This is a genomic window from Bacillus sp. FSL M8-0071 (genome assembly GCF_037975455.1).
GTDB classification, from domain to species: Bacteria; Bacillota; Bacilli; order Bacillales; family Bacillaceae; genus Bacillus; species Bacillus subtilis.
Genome location: NZ_CP150256.1, coordinates 988,970 through 1,006,693 on the forward strand (window position 1 = coordinate 988,970; position 17,724 = coordinate 1,006,693).

Genomic DNA, 17,724 nt, shown 5'->3' on the forward strand with positions numbered 1-17,724 from the left:
CTGCGGCTTTTCTTCATAAAAAATATGTGCGGCAAAGGTTTTTCATATCAGCAGGGAAAGGGGCTTCAGCAACTATGAGCTCGTCTGTTATCGGGTGAACCGCTTGTACTTTATTGGCGTGCAGTGCCTGCCTGTTTAGCAGCTTGCTCCCGCCTCCGTAAAGCGAGTCTCCTGTCAACGGATGGCCGAGGCTCGCCAGATGAACACGGATTTGGTGTGTTCTGCCTGTTTCCAGCTCTAATTCAACGAGCGACAGCCGTTCTTTCGCATTGCTGGCCATTACCTTGAAATGAGTGACGGCAGTTTGCCCGCCTGGTGAAACCCGGCGTCTTGTCGGGTGTGAGCGGTCTCTGCCGATTGGTGAATTAATTGTCCCTTTTTTCGTCCGTAGCTTACCTTCAGCGATGGCGGTATACGTACGCTTCAGCGTCTTTTTCTCTAACTGCTGGTCTAAGATGGCGTGTGCCAAACGATGCTTGGCAAAAACGATAGCGCCAGATGTATCCTGATCAAGACGATGGACGTGGCGCACCTTACATGTTTCGCCATTTATCTGATAATGATACGCGATCAAATTAGCCAGTGTGCCGGTTTGCCCATCCTCATTCGGATGCGTCGCGATGCCAGCGGGTTTATTGACGATGAGCATGTGATTGTCCTCATATAAAATATCAAGCTCGCCATACTCCGGAATGACCGAAGATGCTTCAATTTCCTGAAGATCAATGAACACACGGTCTCCCTTTTTTACAATCATATTGTTTAAGACGGATTCGTGATTGACCTTTATCTGTTGATGGGACATCCAGTCTTGTATCACTGGTTTAGAAGCTTTGAGCGCTGTTTTGAGTACGGAAAACAGCCATTGGCCGTCCTGTTTTTCATTGATGAGGATCTCAAGCCCTCTGCCTTTTTGGTTCATGTTAAATGGCTCCTTTTCGAAGCGGAAGGCTGCTGTTTCTCATAGGAAACACTTACCTTAGCTTTCGCGTTTTTTTCTGTGCTATTCTTGAGTAAGACTTAGGATATTCGATGGCAAGAAAGGTGATTGACGTGAGAATTGTGAACGCAGCAACTGCAGAACAGGAGAGCTTTATCAAGGAGCTGTCTATGGAGTTGATCCATGATGTATTTCCTCTTTATTTCTCCGAACTGGACATTCAGCGCTTTAAAAAGAAAGGTATTCTGTCTTTAAATAACCATTATTACCAAGGAACATTAAAAGAAGCATTTCAAATTATGGCTTGTCTGCAAATGATACATATTATCCTGACCAAGCCTTCGCCGCACTCTGATTTGAGTGATCAGGCGATTTTTGAAAAAAACAGCAAGATGCTGAATGATTTTGGGATTTATTTTCCGTTTGCTTTTTCTGACTTTCAAAAGAAGACTAACAAAGCCTTTTTCGGTCAAAGAAGGCTGATATAATCATGCGGCAAGGGCTTTTCTATTTTTAGAAAAGCTCTTTTTGTATCAGAGAAATCATATCATAAAACCTTTCCTCTAACTCCCTTTTTAAACGGCTCGTGTCTGAACATACTAATGATTGAAAGGGGTGCTGACAATGAGTTCAGTTAAAGATACAATGACAACGCAGGTGGCAACCGTTTCTCCGAATCAAACGATTCAGGAAGCGGCTTCTCTAATGAAACAGCATAACGTCGGGGCGATCCCCGTTGTAGAGCAAGGTGTTTTAAAAGGAATGCTGACTGACCGTGACATTGCATTAAGAACTACAGCTCAGGGCCGTGATGGCCAGACACCCGTTTCAGAAGTGATGTCAACAGAACTCGTATCAGGAAACCCTAATATGAGTCTGGAAGACGCGTCGCAACTGATGGCCCAGCACCAAATCCGCCGCCTTCCTATTGTAGATCAAAACAATCTAGTCGGGATCGTTGCGCTTGGAGACCTGGCAGTCAATCAGATGTCGAACGAGTCTGCGGGATCAGCGCTGACAAACATTTCTCACCAAAACATTCATTAATAAGAAAGAGCTTGCAGTGTGCAGGCTCTTTCTTCACATAAAACCTTACTTTTTGAAAGCAGACTTGTTTCGGGGTATAGTTGAGTGTATACATATGTCTCAATTCGTACTAAAGGAGTTGTACCCAGTGATTAAAGCGTTAATTTTTGATTTTGACGGGCTTATTCTAGATACAGAAACACACGAATATGAGGTTCTTCAGGAAATATTTGAAGAGCACGGCTCAGTGCTGCCGCTATCTGTCTGGGGAAAGGTCATCGGAACTGCTGCGGGTTTCCGGCCTTTTGAATATTTAGAAGAGCAGATCGGGAAAAAGCTGAACCATGAAGAGCTCACACAATTGAGAAGAGAGCGGTTTGCTAAACGCATGGAATCAGAAAAAGCGAGACCTGGTGTCGAAGCGTATTTGAATGCGGCAAAGGATTTAGGCTTAAAAATAGGCCTTGCTTCCAGCTCTGATTATAAATGGGTGTCCGGCCATTTGAAGCAAATCGGCCTGTTTGATGATTTTGAAGTTATTCAAACGGCTGATGATGTGGAAGAGGTGAAGCCGAATCCTGAGCTCTATTTATTGGCGGCAAAGAACCTGGGGGTATCGCCAGCGGAATGTCTCGCGTTTGAGGATTCTGTCAATGGTTCGATTGCTGCGAAACGCGCAGGAATGAAGTGTGTCATTGTCCCGAATAAAGTAACGGGCACCTTGATGTTTGAAGACTATGATCACAGGCTTGAATCAATGGCGGAAATGGAGCTCGCCCTATTGCTTGATCATCTGAACTCACAAAACTAGAAAGGAGCGAGTAGGTTGTCTGAGAAATTAGATTTGACCCGTTTTGAAAAGAAAATGGTTATCCGCAATATCGAAGAGAAAGACATCGACAAGATTATCGATCTTCAAAAGGACTGCTTTCCAGGAATGGAGCCTTGGAAGCGGGAGCATTTAATCAGCCATTTGGAGCATTTTCCAGAAGGACAGTTTTGTGCAGAATTCGAGGGTGAAATTATCGGTTCGTGCTCAAGTCTCCTGATTAACTTTGATGAATATGATGACCGCCATACGTGGCAGGACATTACAGATGACGGTTATATCACCAACCATAATCCTGACGGCTTAAATATGTACGGAATTGAAGTCATGGTGCACCCGAAATACAGACGAATGAAGATCGGCCACCGTTTGTACGAGGCGAGAAAGGACTTAGCCAGACGCTTAAACCTGAAAAGCATCATCATAGGCGGACGGATTCCAAACTATCACAAATATGCAGAGGAAATGACAGCGAGAGAGTATGTTGAACAGGTGACACGCCACCAAATATACGATCCGGTTCTTTCTTTTCAGCTGATGAACGGCTTTACCCTTATGCGAATTAACCCGAACTATCTCCCGGATGATACAGCTTCGATCAAGTATGCGACGCTGATGGAATGGAATAATGTCGATTATCTACCGCAGCAGACAAAACGCTATTATAAATCGGCGTTCCCTGTTAGAATTTGTGTGATCCAATACGAAATGAAGAAAATTTATTCCTTTGAGGAATTTGCGAATCAAGTAGAATACTATGTCGATGTTGCTTCAGACGCAAGATCTGATTTTGCGGTGTTCCCGGAAATTTTCACAACCCAGCTGATGTCCTTCCTTGAGGAACGGTCACCGAGCTTGGCGGTGCAGAGAATTACTGAGTATACAGAAGATTACATCAGCCTGTTTACTGACTTGGCTGTGAAGTATAACGTCAACATTATCGGCGGATCTCATTTCGTCGAAGAGGAAGGCAAGATCTATAATATCGCTTACCTGTTCAGACGGGACGGAACAATCGAAAAGCAATACAAACTCCATATTACGCCGAATGAACGCAAATGGTGGGGGATCAGCGCAGGAGACCAAGTTCGCGTGTTTGATACGGACTGCGGGAAAATCGCGATCCAGATCTGTTATGACATTGAATTTCCTGAGCTTGCCCGGATTGCGGCTGATAAAGGAGCCAAAATCATCTTTACGCCATTTTGTACAGAAGACCGTCAAGGCTATCTGCGTGTCAGATACTGTTCGCAGGCTAGAGCGGTTGAAAATCAAATTTATACGGTTATCTCTGGAACGGTCGGAAACCTTCCGCAAACGGAAAACATGGATATCCAATACGCCCAGTCAGGCATCTTTGCCCCGTCTGATTTTGAATTCGCCCGAGACGGCATTGTCGGCGAAACAAACCCGAATATTGAAATGGTCGTCATCGGCGATGTTGACCTGGAAATTCTCAGAAGACAGCGCCAAAACGGTACAGTGCGCCAGCTAAAAGACAGACGACGTGATATTTATCATATTCAATATAAAAAATAATTCCCAAAAAACCCGCCTGAATTGGCGGGTTTTTTTAAACAAAAGCGGAATTGTTTAGGTGCTTTCTTTAAAATAAAAGTAAATTGTATAGTGGAGGTGCCTTATGGAGTTTCTGTATTTTCGCCATTTCCTATATCATACAGAAAACGGCTAGGCTTCACATTGCTATTACAATGGCTGTCCAAGTTGTTTCGAGTGCGACCTTTATCAGTACGATGCTGAGCATTGTCACTTTGCCTGTTTTGCTTTGGAAGCTGCATCCTCTTTCTTCTTGAGAAAGGGGATGTTTTATTATTTACGCGGTTTATTGACTCTGACCCGGTCTGGCTTTATATTGAAGGCAGGGAAATCATCACCAAGACATCACATAAAGAGAAGGTCTGTTTCAATTGAATTGGCATTATAGGGAACGCTAATGAAATGGAGATGATGGGGATGGAAAACATTCAGCAAAATCAGGGATTAAAGCAAAAAGATGAGCAATTTGTGTGGCATGCCATGAAGGGAGCGCATCAAGCGGACAGCCTGATAGCCCAGAAGGCCGAAGGGGCCTGGGTAACCGACACAGACGGACGCCGCTATTTGGATGCGATGTCCGGTTTGTGGTGCGTCAACATTGGTTACGGCAGAAAGGAGCTTGCGGAGGCTGCCTATGAGCAACTAAAGGAGCTGCCTTACTACCCGTTAACGCAAAGTCACGCACCCGCAATTCAACTGGCGGAAAAGCTGAATGAATGGCTTGGCGGCGATTATGTTATTTTTTTTTCCAACAGCGGATCGGAAGCAAACGAAACTGCTTTTAAAATTGCCCGCCAGTACCATCTGCAAAACGGCGACCACAGCCGTTATAAATTCATCTCAAGATATCGGGCATACCACGGCAATACATTGGGAGCGCTCTCAGCTACCGGACAGGCGCAGCGGAAATATAAATACGAGCCTTTGAGCCAAGGATTTCTGCATGCAGCTCCGCCAGATATATACCGGAATCCTGATGATGCAGACACGCTTGAAAGCGCAAATGAAATCGACCGCATCATGACATGGGAATTAAGCGAAACGATTGCCGGGGTCATTATGGAGCCCATCATTACAGGCGGGGGCATCCTAATGCCGCCGGACGGATATATGAAAAAGGTGGAGGACATTTGCCGGCGCCACGGAGCCCTTTTGATTTGCGATGAAGTGATCTGCGGGTTTGGACGAACAGGTGAGCCGTTCGGGTTTATGCACTACGGTGTGAAGCCTGATATCATTACGATGGCAAAGGGAATCACAAGCGCGTATCTGCCATTGTCAGCGACTGCTGTGAAACGGGACATTTTCGAAGCGTATCAGGGGGAAGCTACTTATGACCGTTTCCGCCACGTGAACACGTTCGGCGGAAGCCCGGCTGCCTGTGCCTTGGCGTTAAAAAACCTGCAAATTATGGAGGACGAACAGCTGATTCAGCGATCCCGCGATCTTGGAGCAAAGCTTTTAGGTGAGCTTCAAGCTCTGAGAGAACACCCGGCAGTCGGGGATGTTAGAGGAAAAGGGCTGCTGATCGGAATCGAACTCGTCAAAGATAAATTGACTAAAGAGCCGGCTGATGCCGCCAAAGTAAACCAAGTGGTTGCGGCGTGCAAAGAAAAAGGGCTGATCATCGGCAAAAACGGCGATACAGTTGCCGGCTACAACAACGTCATCCAGCTTGCGCCGCCATTTTGCCTGACAGAAGAGGACCTTTCCTTTATCGTGAATACGGTGAAAGAAAGCTTTCAAACGATATAATATAAAAGTGATTTATTAAAGGAGCACATGATGAGTTTTCACAACCAGCCGATTTTACCGGCTATTCGCAATATGAAGCAATTTGATGAGTTTTTGAACAGTTCGTTCTCTTACGGTGTTATTCTTGATATTCATCTCGGCCAGCTGAAGGGCGTGATCAAAGAAGCGCAAAAGCACGGAAAGAACATGATGGTGCACGTCGATCTCATTCAAGGGATTAAGCATGACGAATACGGTGCGGAATTTATATGTCAGGATATCAAGCCCGCTGGGATTATTTCCACAAGATCGAACGTGATTGCCAAAGCGAAGCAGAAGAAAATTTATGCCATTCAGCGCCTGTTTTTGCTTGATACAAGCGCGATGGAGAAAAGCATGGAGTTTATCGGCAAGCATAAGCCTGACTTCATCGAAGTGCTTCCCGGCATCGTTCCGTCACTCATTCAGGAAATAAAAGAGAAAACAGGGATTCCCATCTTTGCCGGGGGGTTCATCCGTACGGAAGAGGATGTAGAGCAGGCATTGAAAGCGGGGGCTGTAGCTGTCACAACATCTAATACCAAATTGTGGAAAAAATATGAAAACTTTTTGACGGAAAGTGATTGACACCGCTTTCATGCACTGATACAATTGCACTAGGTTAATACATTGTGATGGAGAACTCGGAGACCACAGCAGCTCTTTACGGCAAATGTTTATGCACCCGTAAAGCGGTTTGTTGTGGTTTTTTTATTCTCTTCTTCTCTATCATGCTTTTTAATCGTGACTTTAGGAGGAATGTGCTATGACAGCATTTTGGGGAGAAGTCATCGGTACGATGCTGCTTATCATTTTTGGTGCAGGTGTTTGTGCAGGTGTCAATTTAAAGAAATCGCTTTCATTCCAGTCTGGCTGGATTGTTGTTGTATTTGGATGGGGATTGGGTGTTGCGATGGCGGCATACGCGGTTGGCGGCATCAGCGGTGCCCATTTGAATCCGGCGCTAACGATAGCGCTTGCATTTGTAGGAGATTTTCCTTGGAAAGAGGTTCCGGTTTATATTGCGGCGCAAATGATCGGAGCGATCATCGGTGCGGTGATTATTTATCTGCATTACCTCCCGCACTGGAAGTCAACGGATGATCCCGCTGCCAAGCTGGGTGTTTTCTCAACAGGGCCCAGCATTCCGCATACATTTGCAAACGTTTTAAGCGAAGTGATTGGGACATTTGTCCTTGTGCTTGGAATCTTGGCTATTGGGGCAAATCAATTTACAGAAGGACTTAATCCTTTAATCGTCGGTTTCCTCATTGTAGCAATCGGTATTTCTCTGGGAGGCACCACCGGCTATGCTATCAATCCTGCACGTGACTTAGGTCCGCGGATAGCCCACGCTTTTCTTCCGATTCCGGGGAAGGGCTCATCAAACTGGAAATACGCATGGGTTCCGGTAGTCGGCCCGATTTTAGGCGGATCATTCGGCGGTGTATTTTACAACGCTGCATTTAAAGGGCACATCACAAGCAGCTTCTGGATTGTAAGCGTTATATTGGTTGTGGTATTGTTAGGACTCTATGTTTATACGAAATCACATTCTGCTAAAACATTATCAAATTCTAAATATATTTAATCAAAGGGGAGACATCTTATGGAAACGTACATTTTATCCTTAGATCAGGGGACGACAAGTTCAAGAGCGATTCTGTTTAATAAAGAAGGCAAAATTGTCCACTCTGCTCAAAAGGAATTTACACAATACTTCCCGCATCCTGGCTGGGTTGAGCATAATGCCAATGAAATTTGGGGCTCTGTCCTCGCGGTTATCGCCTCAGTCATCTCTGAATCAGGAATCAGCGCTTCTCAAATTGCCGGCATCGGCATCACGAACCAGCGCGAGACGACGGTTGTGTGGGATAAAGATACAGGAAGTCCTGTCTATAATGCAATCGTTTGGCAGTCCAGACAGACGTCCGGCATTTGTGAGGAACTTCGTGAAAAAGGATATAATGATAAATTCAGAGAAAAAACTGGGCTTTTAATCGATCCATACTTCTCCGGCACGAAGGTGAAGTGGATTTTAGACAATGTGGAAGGCGCGAGAGAAAAAGCGGAAAAAGGCGAGCTGCTGTTTGGAACGATTGATACGTGGCTCATTTGGAAAATGTCAGGCGGAAAAGCGCATGTGACCGATTACTCCAATGCCTCAAGAACACTGATGTTTAATATTTACGATTTAAAATGGGACGATGAACTGCTCGACATTCTAGGCGTACCGAAATCCATGCTCCCTGAAGTGAAGCCGTCCTCTCATGTGTATGCGGAGACTGTTGATTATCACTTCTTCGGAAAAAATATCCCGATTGCTGGAGCGGCAGGCGACCAGCAGTCCGCATTGTTCGGCCAGGCATGCTTTGAAGAAGGCATGGGGAAAAACACATACGGCACAGGATGTTTCATGCTGATGAATACCGGGGAAAAAGCAATTAAGTCCGAACATGGGCTTTTGACAACAATCGCTTGGGGCATTGACGGAAAAGTGAACTATGCGTTAGAAGGAAGCATTTTTGTCGCAGGCTCTGCCATCCAGTGGCTTAGAGACGGATTGAGAATGTTCCAGGACTCTTCGCTTAGCGAATCTTATGCAGAGAAAGTGGATTCAACTGACGGCGTATATGTCGTTCCGGCCTTTGTCGGACTGGGAACGCCTTACTGGGACAGCGATGTGCGCGGTTCGGTTTTCGGCCTGACAAGAGGGACAACAAAAGAGCACTTTATCCGTGCGACACTGGAGTCATTGGCTTATCAGACCAAAGATGTGCTTGACGCAATGGAAGCAGATTCAAACATTTCATTAAAGACGCTTCGTGTAGACGGAGGAGCTGTGAAAAACAATTTCCTAATGCAGTTCCAAGGAGACCTGTTGAATGTTCCTGTGGAGCGCCCGGAAATTAATGAAACGACTGCACTTGGCGCGGCTTATTTGGCGGGTATCGCTGTGGGATTCTGGAAGGACCGTTCTGAAATCGCGAACCAGTGGAATCTGGATAAACGGTTTGAGCCTGAATTAGAAGACGAAAAACGAAATGAGCTGTATAAAGGCTGGCAAAAAGCCGTGAAAGCAGCTATGGCTTTTAAATAAAGTAATACTATGGTATAATGGTTACAAGTTAATAAGAACGGTCCTGAGATGAGGAGAGACCACAGCACCAAAGTGTAAGCATGCACTTTGGCTGTTGTGGTCTCTTTTTCTATTTACCGTGACAACAAGGAGGAGACGTAATGATGAAACATCAATTTTCAAGTCTTGAAAGAGATCGCATGCTGACAGACATGACGAAAAAAACATATGACCTATTTATTATCGGAGGAGGAATTACAGGAGCCGGAACAGCTCTTGACGCGGCATCAAGGGGAATGAAGGTCGCTCTAAGCGAAATGCAGGACTTTGCGGCGGGAACATCAAGCCGATCAACGAAGCTGGTACATGGCGGCTTGCGCTATTTAAAACAATTTGAAGTGAAAATGGTCGCTGAGGTAGGAAAAGAGCGGGCGATTGTGTATGAAAACGGCCCGCATGTCACTACACCGGAATGGATGCTGCTTCCGTTTCATAAAGGCGGCACATTCGGTTCATTTACAACATCAATCGGGTTAAGGGTTTATGACTTCCTTGCAGGTGTGAAAAAGTCAGAACGAAGAAGCATGCTTTCAGCAAAAGAAACGCTGCAAAAAGAACCTTTGGTAAAAAAAGACGGCTTAAAAGGCGGCGGGTACTATGTGGAATACCGCACTGACGATGCGAGACTGACCATCGAAGTCATGAAGGAAGCGGTGAAATTCGGGGCAGAGCCTGTGAATTACTCCAAAGTGAAGGAGCTTCTTTACGAAAAAGGCAAAGCCGTCGGCGTATTAATTGAAGATGTGCTGACAAAGAAAGAATATAAAGTGTATGCGAAAAAAATTGTCAATGCTACAGGCCCTTGGGTCGATCAGCTCAGAGAAAAAGACCATTCGAAAAACGGAAAGCATTTGCAGCATACAAAAGGCATTCACCTTGTATTTGACCAGTCTGTCTTTCCGCTGAAACAGGCTGTATATTTCGATACACCTGATGGCCGGATGGTATTTGCGATTCCTCGTGAAGGCAAAACATACGTGGGAACAACAGACACTGTTTACAAAGAGGCGCTGGAGCATCCGCGGATGACAACGGAGGATCGTGATTATGTCATCAAATCAATCAATTACATGTTCCCGGAACTGAATATCACTGCGAATGACATCGAATCCAGCTGGGCGGGGCTGCGTCCGCTGATTCATGAAGAAGGCAAAGATCCTTCTGAAATTTCACGGAAAGACGAGATTTGGACATCTGACTCAGGCCTGATCACCATTGCCGGCGGAAAACTGACTGGATACAGAAAAATGGCGGAGCACATCGTTGATCTTGTCCGTGATCGCTTAAAAGAAGAGGGCGAAAAGGATTTTGGACCATGTAAAACGAAAAACATGCCAATCTCTGGCGGGCACGTCGGCGGTTCGAAAAATCTTATGTCCTTCGTTACCGCGAAAACAAAAGAAGGAATTGCAGCCGGTTTATCAGAAAAAGACGCAAAACAGCTGGCGATCAGATACGGCTCTAACGTAGATCGCGTCTTTGACCGGGTAGAAGCGCTGAAAGATGAGGCCGCGAAACGCAACATTCCGGTTCATATTCTTGCTGAGGCAGAATACAGTATAGAAGAAGAGATGACTGCAACTCCTGCTGACTTCTTTGTCCGCAGAACGGGACGTTTATTTTTTGATATCAATTGGGTAAGAACATATAAAGATGCCGTTATTGATTTTATGAGCGAGCGATTCCAATGGGATGAGCAGGCGAAAAACAAACATACAGAAAACCTCAACAAGCTTTTACACGATGCGGTCGTACCGCTTGAGCAATAAATCATAACGGGCTGTCTGCAGCCCGTTATTTCTTTTTACGTGGAAAGGGCCAGATCTCAGGTTATCAAGTGACAGAGGCACCCGCTTCATATAAAATAATGGCATAAGCTGATACATAGGAGGACGAATATGACTTGGAGAAAGAGCTATGAACGCTGGAAACAGACAGAACATTTAGATCCGGAATTAAAAGAGCGCCTTATTGAATTAGAGGGAGATGAACAGGCCCTTGAGGACTGTTTCTATAAAGACCTTGAATTCGGTACCGGCGGAATGCGCGGGGAAATCGGCGCCGGGACAAATCGGATGAATATTTACACTGTGCGCAAAGCATCGGCCGGGTTTGCGGCATACATCTCGAAGCAAGGTGAGGAAGCGAAAAAACGGGGCGTTGTCATTGCTTATGATTCCCGCCATAAATCTCCGGAGTTCGCGATGGAAGCGGCAAAAACACTTGCGACACAAGGCATCCAAACATACGTGTTTGATGAGCTTCGCCCGACGCCAGAGCTGTCATTCGCTGTCAGACAGCTGAACGCTTATGGGGGAATTGTGGTAACGGCAAGCCATAACCCGCCTGAATATAACGGCTACAAAGTATACGGGGATGATGGCGGCCAGCTGCCTCCAAAGGAAGCGGACATCGTCATTGAGCAGGTAAACGCGATTGAAAATGAGCTGACGATCACAGTGGACGAAGAAAATAAGTTAAAAGAAAAAGGCTTAATCAAAATCATCGGTGAAGATATTGATAAAGTTTATACAGAAAAACTGGCGTCCATTTCTGTACATCCTGAATTATCAGAAGAAGTAGATGTAAAGGTTGTTTTCACACCGCTGCATGGAACTGCAAATAAACCGGTCAGACGCGGACTTGAAGCACTCGGCTACAAAAATGTAACGGTTGTCAAAGAACAGGAACTGCCGGATTCAAACTTCTCCACTGTTACATCGCCAAACCCGGAAGAGCATGCGGCATTCGAATATGCCATTAAGCTTGGGGAGGAGCAGAATGCAGATATTCTCATCGCGACAGATCCTGATGCTGACCGCCTCGGCATCGCGGTGAAAAACGATCAAGGCAAATATACAGTGCTGACAGGAAACCAAACCGGAGCGCTGCTGCTTCATTACCTGCTTTCTGAAAAGAAAAAACAAGGCATCCTGCCTGATAACGGTGTTGTTCTCAAAACGATCGTCACAAGCGAAATCGGCCGTGCTGTAGCTTCTTCATTCGGCCTTGATACGATTGATACGCTGACAGGCTTTAAGTTTATCGGTGAAAAGATCAAGGAATACGAAGCATCAGGCCAGTATACCTTCCAATTCGGTTATGAAGAGAGCTACGGTTATTTAATCGGGGATTTTGCCCGCGATAAGGACGCCATTCAGGCTGCGCTTTTGGCAGTTGAAGTTTGCGCGTTCTATAAAAAACAGGGAATGTCTTTGTATGAGGCGCTCATCAATCTCTTTAACGAGTATGGTTTTTATCGTGAAGGGCTGAAATCCCTGACGCTGAAAGGCAAACAAGGAGCAGAGCAAATTGAAGCGATTCTTGCTTCCTTCAGACAAAATCCGCCGCAGAAAATGGCGGGCAAACAGGTTGTCACAGCAGAAGATTACGCTGTAAGCAAACGGACGCTTCTGACTGAAAGCAAAGAAGAAGCCATCGACTTGCCAAAATCAAATGTATTGAAATACTTCCTGGAAGACGGGTCTTGGTTCTGTCTTCGTCCTTCAGGAACTGAGCCGAAGGTGAAATTTTATTTCGCCGTAAAAGGGTCATCTTTGGAAGACAGTGAACAGCGTCTTGCCTCCCTTTCTGAAGATGTAATGAAGACGGTGGATGAAATTGTTGAGTCAACAGCAAAATAATTCAAGTATGAGCTGGGTCATTGTAAATGATCCGGCTTTTTCTTTTTCTCATCCAAAAGTCTGAAAGAAAATCATCCTACAAGTGAAGTAATGAAATACAAAAAACTGGTATAATCTTAAATACAAGATCAATGCCGGAGTGAGAAACGTGAGCAAAACGAGGATGGAAAAATTAAAAACGCTGAAAACGATTGCGGAAACCTTAAATCAAGGGCACGATATCAAAGCAACACTGGATGAAGTTTTAAAAGAGTTGCTGAGTCTGACAAATCTTCAATCCGGATGGATTTTTCTGATCGAAGAAGATGGGTCTTATACGTTAGCGGCCGACGCTTATCTGCCCCCGGCTTTAAGCCGCAAGGAAAAAGTGCTGATGTGCGAAGGGGAGTGTTACTGCCTGACGAAATTCAATAACGGAGGGCTTAGAAAGGCTGCAAATATCATGAACTGCAAACGCATCGAATCAGCAGAAAACCTGCATTGTTTTGATACAGAAGGGATTACGCATCATGCAACTGTGCCTTTAGAAGACGGGGACAGAAGATTCGGATTGTTAAATGTAGCGGCGGCCGGAAAAACCATGTTTGATGAGGAAGAGCTGCATTTACTCGAGTCTGTCGCCTTTCAGATCGGAACGGCAATCCAGCGTATGAGGCTTTCTGAATATCAACAAAAAAATGCTCTTTTAATGGAGCGTAACCGCCTCGCTCAGGAGCTTCACGATTCAGTCAATCAAATGCTGTTTTCCGTCAGTTTAACTGCCAAAGCTGCGAAGACACTAACAAAAGATGAAAATTTACAGCAGATGATTGATTTCATCCAAAACCTATCACAGGACGCGCTCGCAGAAATGAAAGCGTTAATTTGGCAGCTTCGCCCCGGAGGATTGGAAAAAGGGCTGGCTGAAGCCATTAAAAGCTATGGTGCGCTCATTGGATTGAAGATCATTTTTACACAAAAAGGCTGTCCTGTTCTGACTGATGAGCAGGAGCATATGCTATGGCGTGTCGTACAGGAAGCTTTAAATAACTGCAAAAAGCATGCCGGAACGGATACGGCGTATGTTAGTCTGACTGCTTCTTTGTGCCATGCGGAGCTGGATATCATCGATCATGGGGCAGGATTTCGCTATGAAGCGCATGCCGATCTGCCTTCACTTGGCATCAAGGGTATGAAAGAACGAGCGGAAAAAGCCGGAGCTAAGTTTTGGATTGAGTCAGCGCTTGGAACAGGAACAAAGCTGTCCATCAGGCTTCCGCTAACAAGCCGAAAAGGAGGGGCGGTATGAAAATTGTCATTGCTGATGATCATCATGTTGTCAGAAAGGGTCTGCGTTTTTTCTTTGCCACCCAGGATGATATTGAAGTCGTCGGAGAAGCTGCAACTGGATTAGAAGCTCTCCGTGTCATCGAAGAGACAAAGCCGGATCTTGTGCTAATGGATTTGTCTATGCCCGAGATGGACGGCATTCAAGCCATTAAAAAAGCAATACAGCAATTTCCGGATACGAATATCATTGTGCTGACGAGCTACTCTGATCAGGAGCACGTCATCCCCGCGCTTCAGGCAGGCGCGAAGGCGTATCAATTAAAGGATACGGAGCCCGAGGAATTGGTGAAAACACTAAGACAAGTGCATGCTGGCGAATACAAGCTTTCTACAGCTATTATGCCCCATGTGCTGACACATATGAAAAATCAGCACGACCCGGAAAAAGAAAAATACTATCAATTAACAAGAAGGGAAAAAGACGTTCTGACTGAAATAGCAAACGGGAAAAGCAATAAAGAAATCGCAGCAGCCTTGTTTATTTCAGAAAAAACAGTAAAAACCCATGTATCGAATCTTTTAGCAAAACTTGAAGTGGCCGACCGCACGCAAGCAGCGCTTTTCGCAGTGAAATATAATCTGAATGGAGAGATCTCGAAATGAACATGTTAGTCATAAATGGCACGCCTAGAAAACATGGCAGAACAAGAATTGCAGCATCCTATATTTCAGCTCTGTATCACACGGATTTGATTGATCTAAGCGAGTTTGTATTGCCGATTTTTAACGGTGAAGCTGATCAATCTGAATTGTTGAAGGTACAGGAGCTTAAGCAACGCGTTTCTAAAGCGGATGCGATTGTATTATTATCGCCTGAATATCACAGCGGCATGAGCGGCGCTTTAAAAAATGCCTTGGATTTTCTAAGCAGCGAACAATTCAAATATAAGCCCGTTGCATTATTGGCAGTAGCGGGAGGCGGAAAAGGCGGCATCAATGCGCTGAACAATATGAGAACTGTGATGCGGGGTGTCTACGCCAATGTCATTCCGAAGCAGCTGGTGCTTGATCCGGTGCATATTGATGTTGAAAATGCTACAGTGGCTGAAAACATTAAGGAAAGCATAAAAGAGCTTGTCGAAGAACTCAGCATGTTCGCAAAAGCAGGAAATCCCGGCGTCTAAACGCCGGGATTTGTTTATGTGAGAAGGGCTATTTGATCTTCATAAGTCAGCTCTGTGGCATGATCAATATAACGGAGAAGGGAATACAGCATCTTTTCTAAAACGGCGTAATCCTGTTCAAAATGATATGCATGCAGAAAATGCTCAATTCGTTTTGATAACAAATCGTCCTCTGTACGCACCATTAAAATTAATAAATTATCCCATTGAGAACGATGGGTGTAATAAAGCGCTTTATCGTAATCGGCATAATCCATGAATCGCTTCTCCTTTCTTGGGTGAGAAGTTCATGATTAGTTTATGCCGCATCCTCTGTTATTGACGGGGCAAAACTTGCCGTCTGCGTCAGTAAAGGGGTAGCAATATGAGGGAGACATAAAATCAAAATGCCTGAATGAAGATATCGCTTTTGGTAAACCTATGAGGGAATATATTCTGGGTACAGGAGACTGAAAAAATGAAATCCCTGCCGTATACCATCGCACTTCTTTTTTGCGGATTGATTATCGTGTCAATGGCTGCAAAAGGTCATTCAACGGACACAGACGAGTCCGTTCAAAAGTGGGAACAGCTTGCCTGGAGCAAAATTCAGGATGAATATAAGGGCGCTTCATTTTCTGATTATGCTTATATGGGGCGTACAGAGGTGAATGATCAGCAGACTAAAGATGTCTTTCGGGTGACAGTCAGACAGAAAGATGACACTTTTTCTGTTCGGGCCGAAGTCTATTTTCATCCGGTGACAAATCATATGATCAGCATCAACGTCTTTAGGCTCTAATAAAAAACTGTACAGCCGTTAAGGCCGCACAGTTTCTGTTTTTAGAAATATCGTTTTGCACCGAGATAGCGCTGTTTCCAGTAAGAGTTGTTCATATTGGAAATGACAACTCCGGAATCGTTGGCATTTATGAATTCCCCGTTGCCTAGGTAAATTCCGACGTGGGAAGGGCCGGCTTTATATGTTGAAAAGAAAACGAAATCTCCGACAGCAGGCTGGCTAACTGATTTCATTGTGTTCCAATATCCCGCTGCCGTTAATCTAGATACGGATGTGACTTTGTTCAGTACATAGTAAATGAATCCGCTGCAGTCAAACCCGGACGGTGTCGTGCCTCCCCAGCGATACGGAACCCCAAGCTGCGCTTTAGCGGCCGAAATCATTGTGTTAATCTTCGCACTCGTTGAGCTGGTGTTGTTTGAAGAACCGGATGAAGACGATGATGAAGCTTTTCCGGAAATGACCAGCTTTTGGCCAACCTGCAAGACATCCGTTTTTAAATTGTTTTTCTCACGAATCTGCTGAGCTGTTACTTTAAATTTTTGAGCAATCACCCATAAGGAATCACCGCTTTTCACCGTGTATGTAGTCGTCGTGCCGGAGCTTGCATTTGACGAAGAAGACGACGATGATGAAGAGCCTGAAGATGCTTTACCTGTCAGCTTCAATACTTGTCCAACGTACAGCACATCTGATTTCAGATTGTTGATATTTCGGATATGCTGTACAGTCAGGTTATAGTTGTTTGCGATTTTCCAAAGTGAATCACCGCTTTTAACGGTATATTTAGTTGTTGCTGAAGTTTGGTTCGATTTGGATGAAGTGTCTTTAGAAGACGTATCAGAGCCGCTTGATTTTGTTTTCAACACCTGATTCACGTAAATGGTGTCTGATTTTAAGTTGTTCAAGACCTTCAATTCAGCGATGGACATATTGACTTTGTTTGCAATTTTCCAAAGTGAATCTCCAAGCTGCACCTTATATGTTCCCGTAGAAGATGAAGAACTTGAACTCTTATTAGAACTGCTTTTTGAACTGGAGCTTGAACTCTTATTAGAGTTGCTTTTTTTACTGGAACTAGGGCTTGAAGAAACAGTACCGGACACCTTTAATTTCTGCCCAGCACGAATTAAATCGCTGCTTAGTCCGTTTAATTTTTTCAGTTCTTGCACGGTCATTTTAAACTCATTTGCGATCAGCCAAAGTGAATCTCCGCTTTTCACTGTGTAAACAGAACTTCCGCTCTTCTTGGTTGTTGAGCTTGAAGTAGATGAAGAAGTGCTGGATTTGCTGCCTGGAATAGTAAGCGTCTGGCCGATCGACAGAACAGTAGTCGAAAGATGATTGGCGGATGTGAGGGCCGCCACACTTGTGTTATAGGTTTGGGCCAGTTTCCATAAAGAATCTCCGCTTTTGACCTTAATCGTTGCTGCTTCAGCTGGTGTCACTACTAAAGTTGTGCCGACAATCGCAGATGCTGTCAGCCCTGCTGCTAATTTCTTTTTCATCTTAGCTCTCCTTTTTCCCCCAATGATTTTGCATTTGCTGTTTCTTTTTTATATCGGCACATTTGTCTCATCGT

17 protein-coding genes are annotated in these 17,724 nt (G+C 44.9%); 14 read left to right on the top strand and 3 right to left on the bottom strand.

What is annotated here, in order from left to right; translation table 11 throughout:
- Positions 1-13: 13 nt before the first annotated feature.
- Positions 14-922 carry an RluA family pseudouridine synthase gene (locus tag MKX71_RS05075; RefSeq protein WP_339202445.1) on the bottom strand — a complete coding sequence of 303 codons (909 nt, stop codon included), beginning with the start codon at positions 920-922 and terminating at the stop codon, positions 14-16.
- 110 nt (positions 923-1,032) lie between these two features.
- Between MKX71_RS05075 and MKX71_RS05080 the strand changes: the two genes are divergently transcribed.
- The 13 genes from MKX71_RS05080 (at position 1,033) to yhdA (ending at position 15,361) form a co-directional block, all read left to right on the top strand.
- Positions 1,033-1,428, top strand: a complete 396-nt coding sequence (locus MKX71_RS05080) for a YhcU family protein (RefSeq protein ID WP_317679989.1) — start codon at positions 1,033-1,035, stop codon at positions 1,426-1,428.
- 136 nt (positions 1,429-1,564) lie between these two features.
- On the top strand, positions 1,565-1,987 hold the full coding sequence (locus MKX71_RS05085) for a CBS domain-containing protein (protein WP_003245462.1): 423 nt from the start codon (positions 1,565-1,567) through the stop codon (positions 1,985-1,987).
- 127 nt (positions 1,988-2,114) lie between these two features.
- A complete protein-coding gene (locus MKX71_RS05090) occupies positions 2,115-2,777 on the top strand; it encodes an HAD family hydrolase (RefSeq protein ID WP_003245030.1) in 663 nt (220 codons plus the stop codon).
- A 15-nt stretch (positions 2,778-2,792) separates the two neighbouring features.
- Positions 2,793-4,334, top strand: coding sequence for a bifunctional GNAT family N-acetyltransferase/carbon-nitrogen hydrolase family protein (locus tag MKX71_RS05095; RefSeq protein WP_003245514.1), 1,542 nt, complete (start codon positions 2,793-2,795; stop codon positions 4,332-4,334).
- Positions 4,335-4,754: 420 nt separating this feature from the next.
- Positions 4,755-6,107, top strand: a complete 1,353-nt coding sequence (locus tag MKX71_RS05100) for an aspartate aminotransferase family protein (RefSeq protein ID WP_339231802.1) — start codon at positions 4,755-4,757, stop codon at positions 6,105-6,107.
- A gap of 27 nt (positions 6,108-6,134) precedes the next feature.
- The gene (gene glpP, locus MKX71_RS05105; protein WP_003233388.1) at positions 6,135-6,713 is read left to right on the top strand and encodes a glycerol uptake operon antiterminator GlpP; all 579 of its coding nucleotides are present in this window, start codon (positions 6,135-6,137) and stop codon (positions 6,711-6,713) included.
- A gap of 178 nt (positions 6,714-6,891) precedes the next feature.
- Complete coding sequence (glpF, locus tag MKX71_RS05110) at positions 6,892-7,716, top strand: glycerol uptake facilitator protein GlpF (RefSeq protein ID WP_003233386.1); 825 nt, start codon at positions 6,892-6,894, stop codon at positions 7,714-7,716.
- A gap of 18 nt (positions 7,717-7,734) precedes the next feature.
- Positions 7,735-9,225, top strand: a complete 1,491-nt coding sequence (gene glpK, locus MKX71_RS05115; RefSeq protein ID WP_339231804.1) for a glycerol kinase GlpK — start codon at positions 7,735-7,737, stop codon at positions 9,223-9,225.
- Positions 9,226-9,365: 140 nt separating this feature from the next.
- The gene (gene glpD / locus MKX71_RS05120) at positions 9,366-11,033 is read left to right on the top strand and encodes a glycerol-3-phosphate dehydrogenase (RefSeq protein ID WP_021479678.1); all 1,668 of its coding nucleotides are present in this window, start codon (positions 9,366-9,368) and stop codon (positions 11,031-11,033) included.
- A gap of 129 nt (positions 11,034-11,162) precedes the next feature.
- Positions 11,163-12,908, top strand: a complete 1,746-nt coding sequence (gene pgcA, locus MKX71_RS05125) for a phospho-sugar mutase (RefSeq protein WP_247471441.1) — start codon at positions 11,163-11,165, stop codon at positions 12,906-12,908.
- A gap of 148 nt (positions 12,909-13,056) precedes the next feature.
- The gene (yhcY, locus tag MKX71_RS05130; protein WP_032721229.1) at positions 13,057-14,196 is read left to right on the top strand and encodes a two-component system sensor histidine kinase YhcY; all 1,140 of its coding nucleotides are present in this window, start codon (positions 13,057-13,059) and stop codon (positions 14,194-14,196) included.
- On the top strand, positions 14,193-14,840 hold the full coding sequence (gene yhcZ, locus MKX71_RS05135) for a two-component system response regulator YhcZ (protein ID WP_015252479.1): 648 nt from the start codon (positions 14,193-14,195) through the stop codon (positions 14,838-14,840). Before yhcY ends, yhcZ begins: the two co-directional genes overlap by 4 nt.
- Positions 14,837-15,361: an FMN-dependent NADPH-azoreductase gene (yhdA, locus tag MKX71_RS05140; protein WP_339231806.1), complete on the top strand. Its 525-nt coding sequence runs from the start codon at positions 14,837-14,839 to the stop codon at positions 15,359-15,361. The genes yhcZ and yhdA overlap by 4 nt, the downstream gene beginning before the upstream one ends.
- A 14-nt stretch (positions 15,362-15,375) precedes the next feature.
- Here the strand turns inward: yhdA and MKX71_RS05145 are convergent, their stop codons facing one another.
- The gene (locus tag MKX71_RS05145; RefSeq protein ID WP_003233373.1) at positions 15,376-15,618 is read right to left on the bottom strand and encodes a YhdB family protein; all 243 of its coding nucleotides are present in this window, start codon (positions 15,616-15,618) and stop codon (positions 15,376-15,378) included.
- Between the two features lie 200 nt (positions 15,619-15,818).
- Between MKX71_RS05145 and MKX71_RS05150 the strand changes: the two genes are divergently transcribed.
- A complete protein-coding gene (locus tag MKX71_RS05150) occupies positions 15,819-16,142 on the top strand; it encodes a YqzG/YhdC family protein (RefSeq protein WP_003233371.1) in 324 nt (107 codons plus the stop codon).
- Between the two features lie 41 nt (positions 16,143-16,183).
- On the opposite strand, the gene lytF is transcribed toward MKX71_RS05150, so the two are convergent.
- Positions 16,184-17,650 carry a peptidoglycan endopeptidase LytF gene (lytF, locus tag MKX71_RS05155; protein WP_338732963.1) on the bottom strand — a complete coding sequence of 489 codons (1,467 nt, stop codon included), beginning with the start codon at positions 17,648-17,650 and terminating at the stop codon, positions 16,184-16,186.
- Positions 17,651-17,724: the final 74 nt, after the last annotated feature.